At 74.3% G+C, this 17349-nt stretch carries 13 protein-coding genes; 2 read left to right on the top strand and 11 right to left on the bottom strand.

Translation table 11 applies throughout. The annotated features are described in order from the left end of the window. Nucleotides 1–650: 650 nt before the first annotated feature. Nucleotides 651–1340: a ScbR family autoregulator-binding transcription factor gene (locus WN71_RS24395; RefSeq protein WP_046592233.1), complete on the bottom strand. Its 690-nt coding sequence runs from the start codon at nt 1338–1340 to the stop codon at nt 651–653. A 361-nt stretch (nt 1341–1701) separates the two neighbouring features. On the opposite strand from WN71_RS24395, the gene WN71_RS24400 reads away from it, so the two are divergent. Next, nucleotides 1702–2199 carry a hypothetical protein gene (locus WN71_RS24400; protein ID WP_046592232.1) on the top strand — a complete coding sequence of 166 codons (498 nt, stop codon included), beginning with the start codon at nt 1702–1704 and terminating at the stop codon, nt 2197–2199. Between the two features lie 64 nt (nt 2200–2263). Here the strand turns inward: WN71_RS24400 and WN71_RS24405 are convergent, their stop codons facing one another. From WN71_RS24405 to WN71_RS24450, 10 genes are all read right to left on the bottom strand, one after another. Continuing rightward, nucleotides 2264–5065: a helix-turn-helix transcriptional regulator gene (locus tag WN71_RS24405; protein ID WP_240529741.1), complete on the bottom strand. Its 2802-nt coding sequence runs from the start codon at nt 5063–5065 to the stop codon at nt 2264–2266. A 437-nt stretch (nt 5066–5502) separates the two neighbouring features. After that, a complete protein-coding gene (locus WN71_RS24410; protein ID WP_046592231.1) occupies nt 5503–8217 on the bottom strand; it encodes an AAA family ATPase in 2715 nt (904 codons plus the stop codon). A 255-nt stretch (nt 8218–8472) separates the two neighbouring features. Next, nucleotides 8473–9294, bottom strand: coding sequence for an SDR family NAD(P)-dependent oxidoreductase (locus tag WN71_RS24415; RefSeq protein ID WP_046592230.1), 822 nt, complete (start codon nt 9292–9294; stop codon nt 8473–8475). Beyond that, on the bottom strand, nt 9291–10100 hold the full coding sequence (locus WN71_RS24420; RefSeq protein ID WP_046592229.1) for an alpha/beta hydrolase: 810 nt from the start codon (nt 10098–10100) through the stop codon (nt 9291–9293). The genes WN71_RS24415 and WN71_RS24420 overlap by 4 nt, the downstream gene beginning before the upstream one ends. Before the next feature lie 313 nt (nt 10101–10413). Continuing rightward, nucleotides 10414–10860 carry a GNAT family N-acetyltransferase gene (locus WN71_RS24425; RefSeq protein ID WP_046592228.1) on the bottom strand — a complete coding sequence of 149 codons (447 nt, stop codon included), beginning with the start codon at nt 10858–10860 and terminating at the stop codon, nt 10414–10416. 31 nt (nt 10861–10891) lie between these two features. Next, a complete protein-coding gene (locus tag WN71_RS24430) occupies nt 10892–12472 on the bottom strand; it encodes an FAD-dependent oxidoreductase (protein WP_046592227.1) in 1581 nt (526 codons plus the stop codon). Beyond that, on the bottom strand, nt 12469–13245 hold the full coding sequence (locus WN71_RS24435; RefSeq protein ID WP_046592226.1) for a class I SAM-dependent methyltransferase: 777 nt from the start codon (nt 13243–13245) through the stop codon (nt 12469–12471). Before WN71_RS24435 ends, WN71_RS24430 begins: the two co-directional genes overlap by 4 nt. A 71-nt stretch (nt 13246–13316) precedes the next feature. Continuing rightward, nucleotides 13317–14504: a lycopene cyclase family protein gene (locus WN71_RS24440; protein ID WP_046592225.1), complete on the bottom strand. Its 1188-nt coding sequence runs from the start codon at nt 14502–14504 to the stop codon at nt 13317–13319. 337 nt (nt 14505–14841) lie between these two features. Next, nucleotides 14842–15525, bottom strand: coding sequence for an RNA polymerase sigma factor (locus tag WN71_RS24445; protein WP_079178070.1), 684 nt, complete (start codon nt 15523–15525; stop codon nt 14842–14844). Between the two features lie 154 nt (nt 15526–15679). Beyond that, the gene (locus tag WN71_RS24450) at nt 15680–15871 is read right to left on the bottom strand and encodes a hypothetical protein (protein ID WP_046592224.1); all 192 of its coding nucleotides are present in this window, start codon (nt 15869–15871) and stop codon (nt 15680–15682) included. Here WN71_RS24450 and WN71_RS24455 point away from each other — a divergent pair. Further along, the coding region (locus WN71_RS24455; protein ID WP_079178071.1) for a polyprenyl synthetase family protein at nt 15870–17349 on the top strand (1480 nt) is incomplete at its 3' end. The two genes, WN71_RS24450 and WN71_RS24455, sit on opposite strands and share 2 nt — an antisense overlap.

Here is a 17349-nt window from a genome sequence, read left to right on the forward strand (position 1 = left end):
ACGTGGGCACAAGGTCGCCTTCGCCCGTGGGGAGGCCGGCGCACGGTGGGATGGACGGCACGCCGACGTACGGCGCCACGGCAGTCCTCCGGCCCCGCCTGCAGTGCGGGGTGGAGGGGCGCCGACGTGAATCAGCGGTGACGCCGGAAACAGTGACAACCGCGCTCAAGGGATGTCCAGGGTGGTGACAAACCTTCGACGACCTGCTGCCGAAACCTTAGGTTCTATGTCACGATAGGTTTGCGACTGAGTCACTAGCAAGGGTCGTGATCGAGGAAATTCGCGGCCGGTGACGGGCGCGTCCAAGAGGTCGCCGGGCAGCCGTCGATCATCGAGCCTTGGCGTCTCAACTGGGATTTTGAACCTGGCGCCGGGCGCCTGGTCAGGCTGCCCGCACACGCCGACCGCGGGCACTTGACGTAGCCTTAGTGATCGATAACGATAGTTGTCGATAGATCACTGATAGTCGATGGCGACTCGGTGCCGCACGACGGTTCGGGCCGTCCGCGCAGGGGCCGCACGCCATCCTCGGGACAGGGAGCCGAGATGACCGCGAGCACCGGACCCCGAGGGCGAGTTCGAGGCACCGGCAACGACGGACGGCGGCTCCGGGGTGGAGCCGCCGTCGGGGGCGGGGACACGAGGGGCGGTCAGCCGGCCGCCACCGGCTCCTCCCCCGCACCCTCGCGGGTCAGCCGTGCCGCGTACTCCTCGTTCTCCTCGCCCAGTTCCGCCGCACGCTCCGCGCTGATCACCAGCCGGCCGAGCACCGCCGGGACCGCCACCGCGGGCAGCAGATGCCGGAACAGGGCCGCGATCCGCTCCTCCAGGTCACGCCGTTCCACCAGGATGTGCGAGTAGATCTGCACACCCGTCCACGCCCCCGAGAACAGCCAGGCGCTCTCCGCGCAGTCCACGCCCGGGAGCAACTCCCCCTGCTCCTGGGCCTCGCGCAGCAGCTTCTCGGTCGTGTCGATCCACGCGGTCACCAGGTGCGTGCCGAACTGCGCCCGCATCCCGTGCTCCAGCGACAGCTTCGCCGCCGCACTCACCACCGGATGCCGACGCATCCGATACGCCGTCAGCAACCCGAGATCCACCAGCTCCTGCAGCTTGCACACCCTCGACGGCAGGAGCAGGACGGCGAGTTGCTCGTTCAGCACGCCCTCGGCCAGCGCCTGCTTCGACGGGAAGTGGAAGTACAGCGCGCCCTTGGTCACCCCCGACCGCGCGAGGATCTCCCCGATCGTCGCCGCCTCGTACCCGCGCTCGTCGAACACCGACGCCGCGGCTTCGACGATCACACGCCGGGTCCGAATCGCACGTTCTTGCTGAGCCACCTACCCCACCTCCGCAGTCACCACCGGACAGCCACACACCCCCACCAAACCAAACCAGCTAGTCCGTATATTCACAAGCCCGGATCGCCGGAACCGCACTCGAACCCCCCTCGGAGCGCCCTCGAACCCCGGGCCGAACCGTACCGCCGACGTCCGGTTTCACGCCGTCCCGCTCCGCACCAGACTGGAAGGAACGATTCGGCAGAACCCCCGCGACCCCAGGCGTCACAGGAAACACGCAAGCCCCAGGAACACCCGTCCGCGACGGCGGCGCCGTGGCCGGATCTCGCTCGCCGCTGAGGCCGTAGGATCGCGGCACCCGATCGAACGGACGCTCGGGACCGGCGAATCGAGCGAGCCCGTGAGTGACGATGTCCTGTCGGTCATACCGACCGACCCCGAGTGGCAGCCCGATCGGGCATCGGCCGGCCGGGCCACCGCGCTCGCCGCGCACCTGGCCATGGAACCGGCCACGGACCCGGCTGCCGACGGCACCCAGCTCCTGGACCTCGACATCGACGTCACCTGGCACGACACGGTCACGTTCGTGGACTGCGGCAGCAACCTGGAGCGGATCGGCTGCCCCCACTGCGGTGCCGTGCTCGACCTCGACACATGGCACGACCTGCTCGACGCCGCCGGCGACGAGGACGGCGGGTTCCCGACCCTGACGGTGGTCGTGCCCTGTTGCGCCGGCACGACCTCGCTCGACGCACTGGACTACGACTGGCCCTGCGGTTTCGCCCGCTTCGAGATCGCCCTGTGGAACCCCGAACGCGCATGGCTCGACGACGCCGACCTGGCCGCGGTGGCCACCGCGCTCGGGCATCCGGTGCGGCAGATCAGGGCACACATCTGAGGCGGATCACGGCCCACGTCCGAAGGTTTCGGCGATCCGGCCGACCCGCAGATGCCACGCGTCGTCACCCGCGGCCGCGGCCCGCACCGGGGCCCGCCCCCGGTTCACCGATCGCGTACGGGATCTGGCGGCGGGAGGTGATGTCGAGCTTGCGGAAGACCTTGTTGAGATGGAACTCGACGGTCGAGGCCGTGACGAACAACCGGGTCGCGATCTCCCCGTTCGTCAGCCCCGCAGCGGCCATGGACGCGACCTGCCGTTCCCGCGGCGTGAGATCGGACCTGGTCTCCGGCGTCCGTCTGCGGGCCGTCTCGCCGGTGGCCAGCAGTTCGGTCCGGGCCCGCTCGGCGTACGGCAGCGCGCCGAAGGCGTCGAAGCTCTCGTACGCGGCGCGCAGCTGCCTCCTGGCATCCGAGCGCCGCCTGCGACGTCGTAGCCATTCGCCGAACAGGATCCGGGAACGGGCGAGTTCGAGAGCGAGCGGAGCCTGCTCCAGCAGCTCGGCCGACTCCCGGTAGAACTTCTCGGCGTCGTCGCCGTCGGCGGTCAGCGCACGGCCGAGGGCGAGGGTACCGAGGGCCCAGGGGGTACCCGCGAGCGGCGCGCGTTCCTCCAGCCGGGCCACGGCCCGGCCCACGCCGGCCCGGTCGCCGGTGCGCACGCCCGCCTCGATGAGCAGCGGCAGCACGAGGTTGCCGCAGGCCGGTGGGTCCGCCTCGAACACCGCCCGCGCGTGCCCGGCCGCCTGCCGGTAGCGGCCGCGCCCCAGCTCGAACACGGTCAGCGCGTGCCGCGCCAGCAGCTGGAGCAGGCCGTGGCCGATGTCGTGCAGCTCCGCGATCCGCCGCGCCGCCGCCCGCAGTTCGGCCTCCCGGCCGGTCAGGGCGAACAGATGGAGCCGGTTGATGTCTCCCCCGCCGGGAAAGCCGGTGTCGGCCGCGATGTCGTCGAACTCGGCGTAGCGGACCTCCGCTTCCTCGAACCGCCCGTCCCACAGATCGCAGCGCGCCGCGACGAGCAGGGTCATGCTCAGCGCGTAGAGCGCGCCGGCGTCGCGGTCGGCCGCCGCCAGGCGTTCGGTGATGTCCCGCTCGGCCCGCACGTCCCACAGATCGTCGCAGGCCATGGACACCATCACCGCGAAGGGGCTGCTCGCGCCCCCGGTCCCGGCGCCGCCCCGCAGCGCGTCCAGCGCCGTACGCAGCAGGGGCGCGCCCCGCTCGAAGCCCTCGGCCGCCCGCCGGGCCAGGCCCTCCATCAGCAGGTCACGTCCGTGCGGGACCAGGTCCGGGTCGGGTCGCGCGGCAACGGCGGCGGCCGCGACCTCGGCCGGCGACACACCGCGAGTACGGTCGTGGGCGACCAGCGCGGCGTGCAGCGCCTCGCAGAGCAGCTCCCAGGTCAGCCGCGGGTCCTCGGGCCCGAGCCCGGCCACGGCGTGCATCAGCATCGCGGGGACGTCGGCGACGGCGATCTGGAACATCTGCGCGGTCGCCCGCATCCGCAGCTCGCGCGTGCGCATCACCGGGCCCCGGAGGTCGCCCCCCGCGAGGTCCAGCGCGGTCCGGGCCGCCGACGCGTCGCCCGACATCAGATGGGCCTGCGCCGCGTCGAGCAGCCGCTCGGCCCGTGTGCCCGGGGCGGCGGTGAGTTCGGCGGCCCGCGCGAGGAACAGGGCCTGCTGGGAGTAGCCGCCGCGGGAGCGGGCCCGTTCGGAGGCGGCCGCCAGGTCGTCGGCCACGCCGTCGTCGGCCCCCTCGGCGGCCTCGGCCCGGTGCCAGGCGCGGCGATCGGCGTCCCGTACGGCGTCGCAGGCGGCGGCCAGGGCCGCGTGCGTCCGGCGGCGCTCGGCGGGTGCCGCACCGGCGTAGACCGCCGAACGGATCAGCCGATGCCGGAAGGCGGTCGGCGTGTCCCGGCAGAGGATTCCCGCGGCGACCGCCGGCCGGGCGGCGCGGGCGGCCAGGCCGAGCCGCCCCGCGGCCCGCCACATCAGCGCGGTGTCGTCCGAGGGGGCCGCCGCGAGCAGCAGCACCAGTGTTCCGGTCGCGGGCGGCAGGGCGCTGATCAGGCGCTGGAAGTGGCTCTCGAGCAGCCGGCCGACCGGCAGCGGGTCGGGCAGCGGGGCGACACCGGAGAGCTGCTCGGCGGTGAGGGCGTCGGCCAGCTCCAGCAGCGCGAGCGGATTGCCGCCGGTGCCGACGACGATCCGGGCGGCCACGTCCGCGTCCACACGGCGGGGGACGGTGGAGAGCAGGGCGTCGGCCTCCGGCTCGGGCAGCCCCGTCACGACCTGTACCTCCAGCGCGTCGAACAGGCCGTCCTCCCCGTGTCCGTCGCGGACGGCGAAGACCATGCCGAGGGAGTCGGCGTACAGTCGGCGGGCGGTGAAGGCGAGCGCCTCGGCGGACTCCCGGTCCAGCCAGTGGGCGTCGTCGACGAGGAACAGCAGGGGCTGGTCGGCGGCGGCGTCGGACAGCAGGGTCAGCGTGGCCAGCCCGACCAGGTAGCGGTCCGCGGGCGGTCCCGGCAGCAGGCCCAGGGCGGCGTCGAGCGCGGCCCGCTGCGGCCCGGTCAGCCGGTCGGCGCGGCTCAGGAACGGCCGCAGCAGGCGGTGCAGTGCGCCGTATCCGAGGCCGGTCTCCGGTTCGACCGCGGTCAGCCGGACCACGCGGAGTTCGTGGGCACGGGCCGCGGCGTACTCCAGCAGCCGGGTCTTGCCGATGCCGGGTTCGCCGGTCAGGACGAGCGTTCCGCTGAAGCCGTCGCGCACCGCGTCGAGCAGCCGGTCGACGGCTGCGCGTTCGGCGTGCCGGCCGACCATCGGCGGCCGGCGTGCGCCGGGCTGGACGCCGTACCACTCCATGGGACGCGCCTCCCCCTCGTCCGCGGACGTCCTTGACCCCGGGAACGGTAGGAGCACCGGCGAGGTGGAAGCGAGCGTCATGTGACGGTGGTCGAGCGCGTGCGGGCCGGTGGGGGCCCGTTCGCGCAGTTCCCCGCGCCCCTGAGGTGCGTGCCCCAGCCCCTCCTCAGATCCGCGGGGATACGCGAACAACCCCGTCAGCCCCGACCCCTCAGGGGCGCGGGGAACCACCCCCTCAGGCCCACCCCCTCAGGGGCGCGGGGAACTGCGCGACCAACCCCCCACCGACCCGCGGAGAACTGTGAGAGCTGCATGATCGCTTCCCTCCAGGGGCGCGGGGAACTGCGCGATCCCCCCCACCGACCCGCAGGGACCCACGGGGCCAGCCCCCCCAGGGGCGCGGGGAACTGCGCAAAAGCGCCCACCGCCCGGCAGGGCTACCGCAGCGCGTGCACCACCGCCCGCAGCTCCGCCCGCGACACCACGCCCAGCTTGGGAAAGATCCGGTGCAGGTGCGAACTGACCGTGCGGTGCGACAGATACAGCCGCTGCCCTATCTCCCGGTTCGTCAGCCCGTCGGCCGCGAGCTGGACGATCTGCAACTCGTGCGCGGTGAGGCGGTCCCGCGCGTCCGGAGTCCGGCGGCGACTCGTCTCGCCCGCGGCGCGCAGCTCCCGGCGGGCCCGCTCGCCCCAGGGGATCGCCCCGAGCGCGTCGAACATGTCGCGGGCGGCGCGGAGATGGTCGCGGGACTCGACGCTGCGCCGCCGGCGCCGCAGCCACTCGCCGTACGCCAGACGGGTACGGGCCCTGATCAGCGGCCAGGCCCCGAGGTCGGCCCGCAACGCGGCCGCGAAGAGCGGGTCGGCGTCCTCGTCGGCGGCCGACAGCGCCCGCACCAGGCGCAGTTCGGCGTGGAGCACGGGGGCGGAGGTCACCGTCGCGACCTGCTCCAGTTCCGCCACGACCGGCCGTACGGCGTCCAGCCGCCCGCAGTGCGTGGCCGCGTCGACGAGATCGCCCAGGGCCGTGAGCCGCAACGCGACCTGGAACGCGGGATCCGCGGGATCGTGCAGCCGCCGGAGATGGCCGAAGGCCTCCTCGAACCGTCCGGCGCCCAGCGCGGCCAGCCCGCGGGCCATCGACGCCGTGGCCAGCACCGGCCGCGCCCCGGCCGGCAACCCGATCCCCTCGGCCTCCTCGGCCAGTTCCCGTGCGGACTCCTCCTCACCGCGCAGCGCCGCCAGCTTGGCGGCGGTCGCGGTCATCAGCGCGTACATCATCGTCTGGCTGGTCTCGCGCGCCAGTCTCCGGGACTCCTCGGTCGCGGCGATCGCCGCGCCCAGGTCGCCCACCACCAGGGCGCTCCACGCGTCCGCGCCGACGGTCCGGGCCAGCAGCCCCAGCCGGCCCTGGGCCCGCAGCGGCACACCCCCGGCCGCCGAGAACTCCCGGGCCAGGTCGAAGCCGCCGACGAGGAGCGAGGCGGTGCTGAGCATGCGGTAGGCGCGGCCGTCGTCGCCCTCCTTCAGGGCGACCTGCCGGGCACGGGCCAGGACGTAGCCGCCGCGTTCGACGGGGGCGGCGTAGGCGCAGATGGCCAGCCGCCACGGATCGAGTTCGTCCAGCTCCATCCGCTCCACGGCCCGCAGAACCCTGCGCCGCCCCTCGGGGCCCGGGTCGGACCAGAAGCACAACTGCGCGGCGCTCCACAGGATCCGCAGCGCCAGCGCGCGGTCCTGCGCGGCCATCTCCTCGGCGAGCGCGGTGAGCGAGTTGGCGCCCGAGGCGTGGCTGTGCAGCCCCTCGTCGAAGCTGCCGCGGAGCCAGACGACCGTGGCGTGCTGCCGTCGCGAGAGCGGTCCGGTGAGCGCCTGGTCGAGCAGCCGGGTCACGGTCTCGGGGCGGCCGAGCTCGACGGCGAAGTCCGCCGCGCGCAGCAGCCGTTCCGCCCGGCGGTCGGCGATCTCGCTGAGCGCGGCGGCCTGTTCGAGGGCGGTGACGGCCGCCGCGATGCCGCCTCGGCGTGCGGCCCGGTGCGCGGCGTCCTCCAGGGCGGCGGCGACCGGCTCCCGCGGATCGTCCGCCGCGGCGGCCCGGTGCCGCAGTTGGCGGTCCGGCTGGTCGTCGAGGACGGCGGCGAGGGCGGCGTGCGCGGCGTGGCGCACGCCGGTGGGCATCGTCTGATGGATCGCCGAACGGATCAGCGGATGCTCGAACCGCACTTCGTTGCCCACGACTTGGACGAGCCGGGCCGGAACGGCCGGTTCGAGGTCGGCCGTTCCGGCCGGCAGGCCCGTGAGCAGGCGGGTCGCGCGGCAGATCTCCGCGAGCGACGGGCTGTCGTCGAGGACGGCGATCCGCAACAGGCCTCGAGTGATGTCGGGCAGGGTCTCCAGGCGGTCGGTGAAGGCCCGTTCGAGCCGCTCGGTGAGGGGGAGGCGAGAGACGTGCGGGTCGGCCGACGCGTCGAGGGCGCGGGGGAGCTCGGTCAGCGCCAACGGGTTCCCGGCGGCCTCGGCCAGCAGCCGACGATGCGCGGTCGGGCGCAGGTGCGGGGCGTGGTCCGCGAGGAGTTGGGCGGCCTGGCCGTCGGTGAGCGGGCCGAGGGGCACCGAGGTGACCTCGTCGGAGTGCAGCCGCGACCGGTAGCCGTCGCGTGCGGCGCCCACGATGAGCACCGGTTCACCGGCGATCCGGCGGGCCACGAAGGCGAGGACGCAGGCGGTGGCGTCGTCGAGCCACTGGACGTCGTCGACCAGGACCACCACCGGCGCGGCGGCGGCCGCGTCGGCCAGGAGGTTGAGCACCGCCAGGCCGACGAGGAAGACGTCGGGGACGCCGGCCTCGGCATGACCGAGGGCCGTGTCCAGGGCCTGCCGGTGCGGCGCGGCGAGCTGGGCGGCTCCCGCGGCCAGCGGGCGCAGGACGAGTTGCAGACCGGCGTAGGGGATGTCGCTCTCGGCCTCGGCGCCGCTGGTGCGCAGGACTTGATGGCCGAACCCTTCGGCGAGGGCGGCGGTCTCGGCGAGCAGCGCGGTCTTCCCGATGCCGGGCGCCCCGCGGACCAGCACCGCGGTGCCGCGGCCACGCGGCTCGGCCAGCAGCCGGCGCAACAGATCCAGCTGATCGTCCCGACCGACGAGCTCCACGATCCCCCCATCAGCCGGGTCCCCGGACCCGGTCTGTCTGGAAGGTCAGGATACTGCCCGGCGGGGCACGTCCGAGCGGAAGATCAGGAAGCGCGCAGCTCGCTTCGCCACCATCGGGGGCACCGTGTGCCGAGCCGCGGCGGGTCCCGAGCAAACGGTCGGCCGCCGCGCGTCGCGGGGGCCGACCGCTCGCCGGTCGCCAACGGGAGTCGCCCGTCCGGCGTCGATCGGAGCGCGTAGATCAGAGCGCGTAGATCAGAGGGCGTCGATCATCCCCCCGTCAACCAGGAAGTCCGCGCCGGTGATGTTTCCCGAGCGTCGGCTCGCCAGGTAGAGCACGAGGTCGGCGACCTCGGCGGGCCTGCTGAAGCGGCCCGTGGCCGCCGCACCGGCGGCGTTGCGGGCCACCTCGCCCGGATCGACGCCCAGCGACTGCCCCACGGTGTCGGCGACCCCGCCCGCGCCCTTCCACAGATCGGTCTCGACCGGCCCGGGACTCACCGTGTTGATCCGGACGCCCTGCGGCCCGACCTGCTTGGAGAGGGCCTTGCAGAAGTTCGTCAGGGCGGCTTTGGCGGCGCTGTAGTCGATGACCAGCGGGTCGGGCAGACGGGCGTTGACGGAGGAGACGGTCACGATCCGTCCGTCGCCGGACGCGACCAGGTGGGGCAGGGCGGCGCGGGTGGCCCGTACGGCGGCCAGGAAGTTGATCGTGAGCGCCCAGTCCCAGTCGTCGTCGGACACGGCCTGGAAGCCGTCGACCCGCGGGCGGACCGCGCCGACGTTGTTCACCAGCACGTCGAGGCCGCCGTGCAGGGCGACCGCCTCGGCGACGAGCGCGGCCGGCGCGTCGGGCTCCGTCAGATCCCTTTCCACGACGGCGAGTTGGGCGCCACTCTTGATCAGTGCGTCGAGACCGTCGCTACGACTCCGTGAACCCGCCACGACGCGGGCGCCCGCTCCGAGGAGAGCCTCGACGATCGCCAGGCCGATGCCGCGCCCCGCTCCGGTGACCACGGCGGTCCGGCCGTCCAGGCCGAGGTCGAAGGCGGCGGGGCCGGAGGCGGGCGCGGTCATCGGGCGGCCCCCAGGTTCTGCCGGCCCAGCCAGGTCAGGACCGTGTCGGCGACCTCGCGCCAGCCGCTGTCGATGGTCAGGGAGTGCCCGCGGTCGGGGAAGCCGATGATGTCGGTGACGGCGTCGGAGTGCCGGTACTGCTTGAGGGTGGCCCGGGTGACGGTCTCGGGGACGGTGTGGTCCTTGCCGCCCGAGATCAGCAGCAGCGGGCCCCGCCCGGAGTTGTCGGTGGCGACCTTCGCCGGGGAGTGCGGGTTGAAGTTGGCCGCGGCCGCCTCGTAGAGCGGCTTTCCGGGGGCGGGGATGGTCCACTGCTCGTACAGGGCGTCGGACTCCTCCTCGGAGATCGCGTTGCCGAAGGCGAACCGGAACTGCTCGGCGGTCAGCGACACCGCGCGGCGCTTGTTGGCGGGGTTCCTGAACACCGGGAGGGTGGCCCGGAGCGCGGACAGCGGCAGCGGCAGTACGCCCTTGATCTGCGCGGCGTCGATCGCGACGGCCGCGGCGGCGCGGTCCTGGCCGAGCAGCTTCTGCGCGATCATTCCGCCGAAGGAGTGACCGATCAGGACGGGCGGTGCGGGCAGTTCGGCGATCAGCGCCGCGTAGTGCTCCACGACGTCGTCGATGCCGTGGTCCGCGATGCTCTCGGGATTCTCCCGGGCCTCGGCGACGGTGTCGGGGTCGCCGGGCCAGGCCGGGGCCGAGGGGTCGTAGCCCTCCTCGCGGAAGAGGTCGACCCACGGCTGCCAGGAGGCGCTGTGGAGCCACAGCCCGTGGATGAAGTAGACGGGGATCGGCGTGGTCATGGCTCAGCCCTTCGGCGTGGCGGCGTGACGCTTCTTCGGTGGCTCAGACAACCCCAATCCCGGGGCCTTCGCACCGTGGTCGCACCCCAGTCCTGCCCGGCGGCCCCCCGAACGGCCCACGCTCCCGTCCGAGTGGCAGGGCTACGGCAGGACTGCTCCGTCGGGCTACGGCAGGGCTGCTCGTCGGGCTACGGCGGGACTGCTCCGCAGGGCTGCGGCGGGACAGGGGTGTCGCCGGGACACCCCCGTGCCCTGCCTGGCCCGTCACCGAGGGGAAGCCGTGGACCGTCACCGCGGCGAACCCGCGCACTCGTCACCGAGGGGGCAGCCGCAGGTCGATCCAGGGAATCGTGTCGCCGGGCAACAAGTAGCGCTCGATCTCGACGAATCCGCGCTTCAGCGCGAACCGCAGCCCGTCGTCGTTGGAGGACAGGACGACGGTCTCGACGACGTCGGCCCCCAGCTCCCGCGCCCGGTCCAACCCCCGCCCGTACAGCTCCGCACCGAACCCGCGCCCCCGGTGCGGGGCCAACACCCGCGCGATCACGGTGGCCGTCCGCGTCTCGTCGACCGGCGGGCGCACGGTGGTGCACCCCACGAGCTCGTCGCCCAGGTAGGCCACTTCCAGGTGGTTGCGCCCGGCGCGTTCCCGTACGTCGTCCAGTGACAGCGGGTGGGTCGGGATGATCACGTTGTGGACATGTTGCCAGTCGGCGAGGGCGGCCTCGTCGCACGGCTGCTGAAAACGGAGTTCGGACATCGCCCCAGCCAAGCCGATGGCGTCCCGACTCTCAACTGCGTTCCGCGCGGCGGCCCGGTGCGCGGCGCGCCAGGGTTCTGAGCGCGGCGTTGCGGCCTCGGGTGGGGACCGTCCACAGGGGGTGGCCGCGGGTGCCCCACTGGTTCAGGAGGGCGTTCGCGGCCAGGAAGCCGCTGGTGGCCGCGCGTTCCATCAGGGCGACCGGGAGGTCGGTGCGGACGAGGTCGCCCGCGAGCACCAGGCCCGGGTGCGCGGTGCGTACCTCCGGACGGTCGTCGTACCCGCCGACGGGGAACAGGGGGCAGTCCGCCCGCAATTCGTGGCGCGCGTCGACGATGCGTGCGGCGCCGGTCTCCGGATAGACCCGGGCCAGCTGTTCGACGAGGCGCTTCGCCTCGGCCTCGCGGTCCGCGTGCTCCGGCAGTGCGTATCCGTGCAGTTCCACGACGGAGCCGCCGGTGCGGGCCGCCCAGTGGGCCGCCTCATCCTCCCAGCGCTCCAGAACGCTGACGTTGTCCAGCGAGCCGTAGCCCGCCGTGCCCAGGAAGCCGGGGCGGCCGGGGGCGACCGGACGGTCCAGCCACAGGCGCGAGACGAGGAAGGGCGGGGCGGGACGGAGCTGCGCGACGCGCTCGCGCCAGCCGGCGTCGCCGAGTCGGGGCGAGCGGTTCACCAGGGTGCGCAACCCCCGGGTGTCCAGGGCCAGAACGACCGCGTCGTAGCGCGCCGCCCGGCCCCCCGCGGCGGAGGTGGTCACCGTGAACGTGCCGTCGCCCGCCGGGGACACGGACTCGATCGGTGTCGAGGTGTGGAGGGTGGCGCCCTGCCGGAGCAGGTAGGCGGCGAGGGGGTTCCACAGGGCCTTCGGGAAAGGGGCGTTGGGCACGTCGAACAACAGGCCCTCGGCGGAGCCGAGGAAGTAGATGTGGAACATCAGGATCATCTCCGCCGCCGACAGGTGGCTCGGGTCGGAGAAGAAGCTGCGCGAGAAGACCTCGAACGCCAAGTGCCTCGCGGCGCGCGGGAATCGGAGGATCTCCAGGTGTTCGTAGGCGCTCACGTCGTCGAATTGTGTGTAGACGCCGGGCACTTGCACGTCCAGCAGGGGCAGCGCGGCCAGCGGGTTCATGTGCAGCAGATCGCGTGAGCGGAAGGAACGGCTGAGCGCCACGAAGCCGACGGCGCTCAGCGGCGGGGTGCGCGGGACCCTGCGGAAGCTGTCGTGACGGCCGTTGCTGTGCCGCAGCGGGTAGTCGGGCAGGGCGGTGAGGCAGTCCAGACGGGGGTCGGCGCGGCGCAACAGGGCGCGCAGGTTGTAGTACTGGCGGAAGAACGCGTGGAAGCCGCGACTCATCGTCATCGTCGAGCCGTCCTGCAGGTCGGTCGTCCAGCCGCCGACCCGGCCGCCCAGGTAGGACTCGCTCTCGTAGAGCGTGACGTCGACGCCGCGTTCGGCCAGCGCGGTCGCGGCCGCGAGGCCCGCGATGCCGCCGCCCACGACGGCGGTCCTGCGCGCCGGGCCGCTCAGGCGCGGCGTCCCGGGGGGCGGGGGCAGATACACGGCCTGCCGGTCCCGTCCGGGGCGGGCCGGTACCGCGACGAAGCCGGTCATCGCCCACCTCCGGGACGAGATCGTTCGCCGGTAAGGGAGTTGAGCCAGGAGGCCGGGGCGGGTGCGTCGGCGCGGCACCCCACGACCGTGTGCGTGACACCCGTCTGCCAGCCGGGCAGCGGCAGCGCCCGCACCCGGTCGAACCCGGCGGCGCGCACCCGCTCCGTGAAGACGTCCACGGTGTCGAACTCGACGACGCTGCGCCAGAGATGGCGGTACAGGTCGCCGTCGCCCAGCGCACGGGCGACCGGCAGTACGAGCCCCCGGCAGACGGTCGTCCAGACGGCGCGGTCGAGCGGGCGTCCGCTCAGCGTGTACTCGTGCACGGCGAGCCGACCGTGCGGGGCCGACAGGTCGTGTACGGCGGCCAGTACGGCGTCGGGGTCCGCCACGTTGCGGAAGAGGTAGGCGGCGAACACCGCGTCGAAGGGGCCCTCCACGCCCGCCTCCGCGAGGCCCTCCGCCGAGGCGTGCACGAACCTGACCCGTGGGTCCCACGTCTTGTCCCTCGCCCGTCGCAGCATCCCGGCGGACGCGTCCACCGCCGTGATGTCGGCGTCGGGCAGCACGGCACGCAGGGCGGCGGTCGAGGCGCCGGTGCCGCAGCCGAGGTCCAGCACCCGCAGCCCGGTCCCCGGGTACGGCAGGCCGAGCCGGCGCGCGGAGCGCCGCAGATGGGAGTGGTAGCCGGGGTTGGCGGCCACCAGCGTGTCGTAGCTCGCCGCAGCATGGTCGAACGCGGCGGCGAGGTCCGCGTCACGCAGCAGGGTCATGCTGCCTCCAGGTGGGATGGGGTGGTCGAGCCGCGTGGTTCGCGGCGGGCGGCCGGGTCGGCGAGCGCGGGTCAGGGAAAGGGGCGGCGGGGCAGCGTGGGCAGCTCCGCCGCGGCCTGGAGCATCGGCAGGACGGGGGTGCGCAGTCCGATGGACAGCTCTTCGTGCAGCCGGGTCCTCCCGTCCAGGAAGCGCAGCAGCCGTGCCATGGGGACGCGGGCGAACAGCTGGGAGAAGAACGCGGCGCCGTCGACCAGTCCGCTGTCGAGCGCGTGCAGCAGTACGGCGTCCATGGCGCGCGACCGCACGGAATGCGGCTGCGGCGGGACCGGGCGGCGGCCCCGGAGCAGGGCGTCCGCGACGGCGGCGGTCTGGCGCTGCGCACCGGCGAAGGTGTAGCCGGTCGAGGGCCGGGTGGCCCCGCCCGCCGCGCCGATGCGGAAGATCGACTGGCCCGTCTGGCGGGCGAACGGGGCGTCGGTCATCGGGATGACCCCGGTCTCGGTACCGGTCACCTCGAAGTCCGCCAGCCCGAGCACCGTGCCGGTGTAGTGGCGCAGTGCCTTCTCGTACGCGTCCGCCGACAGCACCGCCGGGGAGAACTCCGTGTACTCCACCAGGGCCTGCCGTGGGCCGGTGGGCAGGACGTAGCCGAAGGAGAGGCCCTTGGGGGGCTGGGCCGTACGGAAGTCCATGAGTTCCGCGCGGTCCGGGTCGAAGGCCGGACCGCGGGTGCGGACGAACCAGCCGTGGAAGTGCTGGAGGAGGGTGGTGCGCGCGGCGGGGAGGCTGCCCAGCGGGCGGGAGTCGAACACCCAGCGGGCCCGCACGCCGTCGGGGCGGCCCTCGGGGGTGCGGGCGTGGACGCGCGCGCCGCGCGGGAGTCCCTCGATGTCCTCGACCGTCGCCTCCAGCCGTCGGACCCGTCCGCTGCGCTCCAGGTCGCCCGCGATCAGGTCCTCGAAGTCGGCCGAGCGGATCATCTTGTAGCGCAGGGGCGCAATGTCGCCGTCGATCGGCTCACCCGTGGCGCGATGGACGCGCAGCCTGCGCCAGGACCGGGTGACGGCGGCGTCGTACCGGCCCCGGCCGGTCTCCCAGAAGCACCAGGTGCGCCGGGGCGGGCGGAGCGGCCCCGGCGGCGCGTCCACCAGGACGACGGACAGCAGGCGTGAGCCGGCGGCGGGACGGGCGAGCCGGTGGGCCAGGGACAGCCCCGCGGCCCCTGCCCCGACGATGGCGACGTCCGCCTCCAGCACGACCGACCCACTCCCTCTCCCGCGCCCACTGCCGCACCGGCTTCCGCACCGGCTTCCGCACCGGCTTCCGCACCGGCCACGGCTTCCCGCATCCGCACCCGCACTCGTATCCGCATCGACCACGGCTGCCGCATCCGTGAGGACCATTCCGGGTGCGGCACCCGTTCGGATGCGGCAGGCCACCCGGCATGCGGCAAACGGGTGTCCTACGACGTCGGTGGCGCCGCGGATACCCCGTGGCGGGCGGGTCGCCCGGGCCCGGGTCCAGGTCCGGGTGCGGGTCGCCCGGCCCGGCCCCAGGTCCGGCCAAAGGAATCGCATCGACCGTGCGTCGTTGTCACGCTGCGCACTCGGCGAGGTCCGCCTCGGTGAGCCGGTCCGCCAGACGGTGCAGTCCGCGGCGGGCATGGCTCTTGACCGTGCCCAGGGGCCAGCCGGTGACCTCGGCGATCTGGGTCTGCGTGAGGTCGTCGTAGAAGGCGAGGTTGAGCACCCGGCGCTGCGGCGCGGGGAGCCGGGAGAGTTCGTCGGCGAGCAGGACACGGTCGATGGCGGCCTCCGGCCGCACCTCCCGGTCGGGGGCCGTGACCAGCAGCCTGGCACCCGCCGCGGCGACCAGCTCGGTCCGACGGGTCCGGGCCGACAGCGCGTCGGCGATCTTCCGGCGGGCGATGCCGACGAGCCATCCCGGCAGCGTGCCGCGTTCCGGGACGAAGCCGGCGCGGCCCCGCCAGGCGGCGAAGAACACCAGCTGGGTGACGTCCTCCGCCTCCCTCGCGTCCCCCAGCGAACGCCGGGCGAGGGCGTGCACGAGCGGACCCCAGCGCCGATGCACGGCCGCGAGGCAGGCCTCGTCCCCGGCGAGGAACCCGTCGACGAGCTCGGCGCCGTCCTCCGTGGCCCCCGCCGCCGACGCCGCACCCTTCGGCTCACCCACCGACCCGTTCGTCGGCGCGCTCGCCCTCGCACCGGGCACGGCGGTGTCGTGGAGGTCCGCGCGGGTCTGCTGGGCGGTCGTCATGGCTGCTCCTCCGCTGGTCCCGTACGTCGCTGAGAGCGACTGCGACCCCTCCACCGTGCGGACGCGATGCGGCCGTGGACAACTCGCATCGTCTCTGCATCGAAACACCCGGCTCCGGCACGGCCACCGACCCCCGACACCGCAGCCGCAACCGCTACCGGAACCGCAGCCGGTGGCTGGCAACCGCCGTCCCGGGCGGGCCGACCCGCCCCCGCCGCTTCCTCCCACGCTTTCCGTACGGCACCGCATCCGTCACCGCCGCCCCGGCCGAACCGGTCACGACGACGCGAGCCCCGAACCCGGGCGCCGCGAGGATCTCGACGATCTCGACGAGGGGAACCGGCATGAGCCCGACCGTGGCAAAGGACCACCTGGCGGACCGGCGTACGCGCGAGCACCCGCCCTCCGCCCAGGGCTCCCCCACGCCGGCCCACGACTCCGCCACCCCGGCCCAGGGCTCCCCCACCCCGCCGCGACGGCCCGCCGACGACGGCCGCGCCCCGCACACCCCGGACGACGACGGCCGAGCCCCGCACACCCCGGACGGTGACGGCCCGCACGACGAACACGCCCCGGCCGCCGTGGACGCCGACGTCACCCTTGCCGTGCGCGGCGTCCTCGGCGGCCTGCTCGACGAACGCCTGGCCGCGGCCCGGGCCGTCGATCCGCTCTTCGCCGCGGACCTGGCGGAGCGCGTCGCCCGTTTCACGGAGCAGGGCGGCAAGTTCAGCCGCTCCCGCCTCGTGTGGTGGGCCCTGCGCGCGTGTGGCGGTGGCGACGAACCCGCGCGGGCGGGCGCCGCGCTGCGGATCGGCGCGGCCCTCGAACTCATCCAGACCTGTGCCCTGGTCCACGACGACGTGATGGACGACGCCCTCCTGCGGCGCGGACGGCCGACGCTGCATGTCGACGTCGCCGCGCAGTACGAGCACGCGGTCGACGCGGGCACCGGCCCGCGACACGACACCCGGCCAGACACCCGATACGGCACCCGGCGCGGCGCCCGGCTCGGCGAGGCGGCCGCGATCCTGGCCGGCGACCTGGCCCTGGCCTGGGCGGACGACATCGTCGCGGAGACCGAGCTGCCACCGGCGACCGCACGGCGCGTGCGCGAGCTGTGGAGCGCCATGCGCCTGGAGATGGTGGCCGGGCAGTACCTGGACGTGCAGGGCGAGGCCACGTCGGCGCGCTCCCTCGGCCGCGCCGTCCGGGCCGCCTGTCTCAAGAGCGCCCTGTACTCGGTCGAGCGGCCGCTCGCGCTCGGGGCGGCTCTCGCCGACGCCGACCCCGCCACCGCGCGGGCGCTGAGCGCGGCCGGCCGCTGCGTCGGGCTGGCCTTCCAGCTGCGGGACGACCTCCTGGACGCGTTCGGCGACCCCCGCGACACGGGCAAGCCCGCCGGCGGTGACATCCGCAGCGGCAAGCCCACCTGGCTCGCCGCCGTCACTCGGGCGCGGGCGGAGTCCTCGGGCGATACGCAGGCGCTCGCCGCGCTGCGTCACACGCTCGGGCTCAGGGACGCCTCCGAACTCGAACTCGCCACCGTGCGCGAGGCGTTCGAGACCACCGGGGCACGGCACACGGTGGAGGACAGGATCGAGCGGCTGACGGCCCGGGGGCTGCACCACCTCCACAGCGCGAGGCTGGAACCGCGGGCCAGGGACCGGCTGGACGCCCTGCTGCGCGCCGCGGCCGGCACCCGCCCCACCGACCCCGATCCGCCGGAGACCCGCCCCACCGACCCCTCCCCACCCGAGGCCCGCCCCACCGACCCCTCCCCACCCGAGGCCGGCCCCACCGCGGCCTCCCCACCCGGTACCGAAC

Source organism: Streptomyces mangrovisoli, assembly GCF_000974985.2.
Taxonomy (GTDB): domain Bacteria; phylum Actinomycetota; class Actinomycetes; order Streptomycetales; family Streptomycetaceae; genus Streptomyces; species Streptomyces mangrovisoli.

What these genes read in the sequence shown, in the direction of transcription:
- WN71_RS24425 (WP_046592228.1), bottom strand. Translation starts at nt 10,860, where the DNA reads ATGTCCGAACTCCGTTTTCAGCAGCCGTGCGACGAGGCCGCCCTCGCC.
- WN71_RS24450 (WP_046592224.1), bottom strand. Translation starts at nt 15,871, where the DNA reads ATGCCGGTTCCCCTCGTCGAGATCGTCGAGATCCTCGCGGCGCCCGGG.
- WN71_RS24420 (WP_046592229.1), bottom strand. Translation starts at nt 10,100, where the DNA reads ATGACCACGCCGATCCCCGTCTACTTCATCCACGGGCTGTGGCTCCAC.
- WN71_RS24445 (WP_079178070.1), bottom strand. Translation starts at nt 15,525, where the DNA reads ATGACGACCGCCCAGCAGACCCGCGCGGACCTCCACGACACCGCCGTG.
- WN71_RS24405 (WP_240529741.1), bottom strand. Translation starts at nt 5,065, where the DNA reads ATGGAGTGGTACGGCGTCCAGCCCGGCGCACGCCGGCCGCCGATGGTC.
- WN71_RS24415 (WP_046592230.1), bottom strand. Translation starts at nt 9,294, where the DNA reads ATGACCGCGCCCGCCTCCGGCCCCGCCGCCTTCGACCTCGGCCTGGAC.
- WN71_RS24435 (WP_046592226.1), bottom strand. Translation starts at nt 13,245, where the DNA reads ATGACCCTGCTGCGTGACGCGGACCTCGCCGCCGCGTTCGACCATGCT.
- WN71_RS24430 (WP_046592227.1), bottom strand. Translation starts at nt 12,472, where the DNA reads ATGACCGGCTTCGTCGCGGTACCGGCCCGCCCCGGACGGGACCGGCAG.